The organism is Synechococcus sp. R6-10 (genome assembly GCF_047461815.1).
GTDB lineage: Bacteria > Cyanobacteriota > Cyanobacteriia > Thermostichales > Thermostichaceae > Thermostichus.
Genome location: NZ_JANSHW010000246.1, coordinates 1 through 4,155, shown reverse-complemented (window position 1 = coordinate 4,155; position 4,155 = coordinate 1). Strand labels below are relative to the sequence as shown.

Annotated in this window: 4 protein-coding genes; all 4 read left to right on the top strand. The window is 59.3% G+C overall.

The window, feature by feature from the left end; all coding sequences use genetic code 11:
• Positions 1-484 precede the first annotated feature (484 nt).
• Positions 485-2,113, top strand: coding sequence for an amidophosphoribosyltransferase (gene purF, locus NW837_RS07710; protein ID WP_414330401.1), 1,629 nt, complete (start codon positions 485-487; stop codon positions 2,111-2,113).
• Positions 2,114-2,165: 52 nt separating this feature from the next.
• Positions 2,166-2,690 carry a peptide deformylase gene (gene def, locus NW837_RS07705; protein WP_414330398.1) on the top strand — a complete coding sequence of 175 codons (525 nt, stop codon included), beginning with the start codon at positions 2,166-2,168 and terminating at the stop codon, positions 2,688-2,690.
• A gap of 11 nt (positions 2,691-2,701) precedes the next feature.
• A complete protein-coding gene (locus NW837_RS07700; RefSeq protein WP_414330395.1) occupies positions 2,702-3,169 on the top strand; it encodes a thiol-disulfide oxidoreductase DCC family protein in 468 nt (155 codons plus the stop codon).
• Positions 3,170-3,550: 381 nt separating this feature from the next.
• Positions 3,551-4,155 (top strand): pentapeptide repeat-containing protein (locus tag NW837_RS07695; RefSeq protein WP_414330394.1); only part of this gene is annotated, 605 nt, incomplete at its 3' end.

The window sequence follows — 4,155 nt, the reverse complement described above, 5'->3', positions numbered from 1 at the left end:
TAGGCAGAGGGGTGGGCGGCGGCGTAGGGACAGGACTGGGGATGAGGAAAGGAGTGGGCGTTGGAGCCACCACCGCTATCGGCGTGATGGTAACCGCAGGCTGTTCGCCGGCATCTTCTTGGCAAGCCACCAGTGACAACGACAGAAGAGCGGCTACACTGGCCCTTATTACAGAGGAGGCTGCTAACGTCCAGCTCTGACGGAACCTATGGGGCTGCTGTCTCATGGGGTTTGACTCCTCACAACACAAAGCTTTGGGATCCTGCCGGTTCTGGGAGAGCCGAGCCTTGGTGGTGTCCAACTCAAAAACTCGGCCAGGCTGCTTCTCAGCCACAGCAGCGCTTACACGCTGCTAACACTATAGATAGAGTCTTAGCTTTTTGCAAACCCCACCTGTGGACTTCCCCTTTGGGGGTGAAGCCAGATAGAGGGGAATGACCTGGGCCGAGTTAGACTGGTAAGCGTGACAGCAAGACGAGGATCCATGGCAGCAAGGGCGGGAGCAGAACCATCTTCTGGCTGTGGAGAAGCAGAGGGGCAGACTGCCGTTGGCGTTGATGCCCTGTACCCCTCAGAAAACATCAGCGGGGCGGGGTATGCTCGGGAAGAGCTGCAAGAGGCTTGCGGGGTCTTTGGCATCCTGGCTCCAGGAGAGGAGGTGGCCAAGCTGGCCTACTTTGGCCTATTTGCCTTGCAGCATCGCGGCCAAGAATCGGCAGGGATCGCCACTTTTGAGGGATCCTTTTGCCGGGTTCACAAGGCGATGGGCTTGGTCTCCCAGGTCTTCGATGAAGTGAACTTGGCCCAACTGACCGGGGATCTGGCGGTTGGTCACACCCGCTACTCCACCACTGGATCCAGCCGCGTGGCCAATGCTCAGCCGGTGATCGTGGAGACTCGCCTGGGGCCGCTGGCTCTGGCCCACAACGGCAATTTGGTCAATGCGGAAGAGCTGCGGAAGGAACTGGAGGCCGCCGACCGGCACCTAACCAGCAGCACCGACTCCGAGTGTATTGCCCACGCCATTGCCCAGGCGGTGAACCAAGGTCAAGATTGGATCGCGGCCACTTGCCAAGCTTTGCGCCGCTGTCAGGGGGCTTTTAGTCTGGTGATCGGCACGCCAGAGGGCCTGATCGGGGCACGGGATCCCTATGGGGTGCGTCCGCTGGTGTTGGGGCTTTTGAGCAGCAACCCCGCTCTGGATGAGCTGCTGCAGCCGCAGATGCTGGAGATCATCTGCAGCGACGGCACCCTCAGCCACCCCGAGGCCGAGCCGCTGCATTACGTGTTGGCTTCAGAAACCTGTGCTTTGGATATCATTGGGGCCGACCCTCTGCGGCAGGTGGAGCCGGGAGAGTTGGTGTGGATCAGCCGTCAGGGGCTGCAATCGGTGCGTTGGGCGGAGGCCACCCCCAAGTTGTGCATCTTCGAGATGATCTACTTCGCCCGCCCAGACAGTTGGATGCACGGGGAAAGCCTCTACTCCTACCGGGTGCGGCTGGGAGAACAACTGGCCAAGGAGGCTCCGGCAGAGGCCGACTGGGTGATCTCCGTTCCCGATTCCGGCACGCCGGCGGCCATTGGCTATGCTCGCCAGTCGGGGATCCCTTACACCGAAGGGCTGATCAAAAATCGCTACGTGGGCCGCACCTTTATTCAGCCCACCCAATCCATGCGGGAGCGGGGCATTCGCATGAAGCTCAACCCCCTGGAGGATGTGCTGGGGGGGAAGCGGATTGTTATTGTGGACGACTCAATTGTGCGGGGCACCACCAGCCAGAAAATCGTCAAGGCCCTGCGCCAGGCGGGGGCTACCCAGGTCCACATGCGCATTTCCAGCCCCCCGGTCACCCATCCCTGCTTCTACGGCATCGATACCGATAGCCAGGATCAGTTGATTGCTGCCCAGCATTCCGTAGAGGAAATCGCCGAGAAGATTGGAGTGGATTCTTTGGCCTACCTGAGCTGGGAAGGCATGCTGGCTGCCACGGGCCGGGATCCCAACTCGTTCTGCTCCGCTTGCTTTACCGGCCACTACCCCATCCCCATCCCAGAAGGGCTGAAGCGCTCCAAGCTGGCCCTGGAACTGGTGGCTACTGGCAAGAGCCGCTAGGCTGCTCAGGGATCCCCGCTAGACTGAGAAGAAGAATTGCTTGGGGCAAGCCATGACTTTTCGCCTACGCCAATTGGGGGATCCCATCCTGACGCAAGTGGCCGAGCCGGTGACGGAGTTCAAAACGCCGGCCTTGCAGGATCTTATAGAAGGTATGCTGGCTACCCTGAAAGAGGCGCAGGGGGTGGGCTTGGCTGCTCCTCAGGTGGGATCCCTGCTCCAAGTGCTGATCGTGGCCTCTCGTCCCAATCCCCGCTACCCGGAAGCGCCGCAAATGCAGCCTCTGGTGATGGTTAACCCCCGTCTGCTGGCTTGCAGTTCTGACCAGGTGCTGGGTTGGGAAGGCTGCTTGAGTGTGCCCAATTGCCGTGGTCTGGTGGCCCGCGCCCGCGAAGTGGAGGTGGAGTATTACACTCCAGAAGGCGTTCAGCAAAGGGTGGTCTGGCAGGATTTTCCGGCGCGGATCTTTCAGCACGAATACGATCACCTGATGGGTCGGGTGTTCCTGCAGCGGCAGCCTCGGCAACTGCTTACCGAAGCCCAGTACCAAGCCCAGATTTTGGGTCAGCCCGCCTGAGGGATCCCACCATGCCCTACATGGTTATCTACGACGGCCTCTGCAACCTCTGTGCCACCGGCGTTCAGCTCTTGGAGCAACTGGATCGCGGGCAACGGTTTTGCTATGCCCCCATGCAAGATGCCTCTGCCTTGGCCCAATGGGGGATCCCGCCGGAGCAGGTGGAGCTGGGGATGATCCTCATCGACCTGGAGCAGCCGGAGCGCCGTTGGCAGGGATCCGCCGCCGTTGAACAGATTGCTGCTCTTCTGCCGGGCGGGGAGCTGTGGTTGGCTCTGTACCGCAGCTTCCCTGGCTTGAAGGGTCTTGGGGATCGAGGCTACGAACAGATCCGAGATCACCGCTACGAGTGGTTTGGCCGCCGCAACACCTTGTATTTGTCTGCCTACCCTGCTTGTGTTGCCTGCCGGGATCCCTTGGCCGAGGCTGAGGGAAAAGCTGCAGCACCAGCCGCCGGCAAGGCAGAAGCAAGCCGATAGCCAAAATGGAAGTTCCCTCTTCCTCAGCTCGCTATCTTGGATCAGGGAATTTGAAAAAGGATTGAATTCCTGTATCAAAGGTTAACCTTTCTAAGGGAATTCCCTGAACTGGTCTTGACCCTCTCTAAGCCCATAGCAAGAATAGGAACAAAGCAGCCAAAGGGGGGATGAGGCGTGCCTACAGTTACTGATAAAGATCTGGGCAATATCGATTGCAGTTTAGAGATCCTCCAGCCGGTTTTGAGAGGCAAGGATCCCAGAAGCGCAAACGGCGCCATCAAATGTTTTAGCCATTACAACGGAAAAGGCAGAGAGCTTCTCCTCCAAACCCTAAACCAACCTCTGGATTGGGAAAAGCAGTTTGCTCTCTGGACAACCCTAATGGATTCGGGTGATCCCCAACTTATCCAAATCGCGAAAGCCTATCCGGTTACCCTTCGTCCGGTGGGAGATCTGGGGGCAAAATTGGAGGCTGGCGAGCGAGATTTCCGCTGGGCGGATTTGAGAAAGGCCAACCTCAGTCAGCGAGATCTGAGTGGGGCAGACTTGAGAGGAGCAAACCTAAACCGCGCGAGACTGAGCCAGGTGAATCTCAGCCATGCCAACCTGAGCGGAGCCAATCTAACTCAAGCAGACCTCAGCGGGGCCGATCTGAACGGAGCCAACCTGAGCGGAGCCAACCTCCTGGGCACCAACCTCATCGGCGCCAGCTTGCTGGGGGCCAACCTAACGGACGCCAACTTGAGGTGGGTTGTCATTTCTCCCAAAACGCAGATGGATCCCAAGTGGCACCTGGTGTGGACAATCATCAACGGCGTTGCCCAGGGGGAAAGCCTAGCCCAAGCCGACTTGAGCGGAGCCAACTTGGAGCGGGCCGACCTGAGGGGAAGAGACCTGACGCGAGCAAATCTCAGAGGGGCGAGGCTGGCCGCGGCCAACTTGAGAGGAGCCAACCTCAGCCAAGCCAACCTCAGCGAGGCCAACTT

What these genes read in the sequence shown, in the direction of transcription:
- def (WP_414330398.1), top strand. Translation starts at nt 2,166, where the DNA reads ATGACTTTTCGCCTACGCCAATTGGGGGATCCCATCCTGACGCAAGTG.
- NW837_RS07700 (WP_414330395.1), top strand. Translation starts at nt 2,702, where the DNA reads ATGCCCTACATGGTTATCTACGACGGCCTCTGCAACCTCTGTGCCACC.
- purF (WP_414330401.1), top strand. Translation starts at nt 485, where the DNA reads ATGGCAGCAAGGGCGGGAGCAGAACCATCTTCTGGCTGTGGAGAAGCA.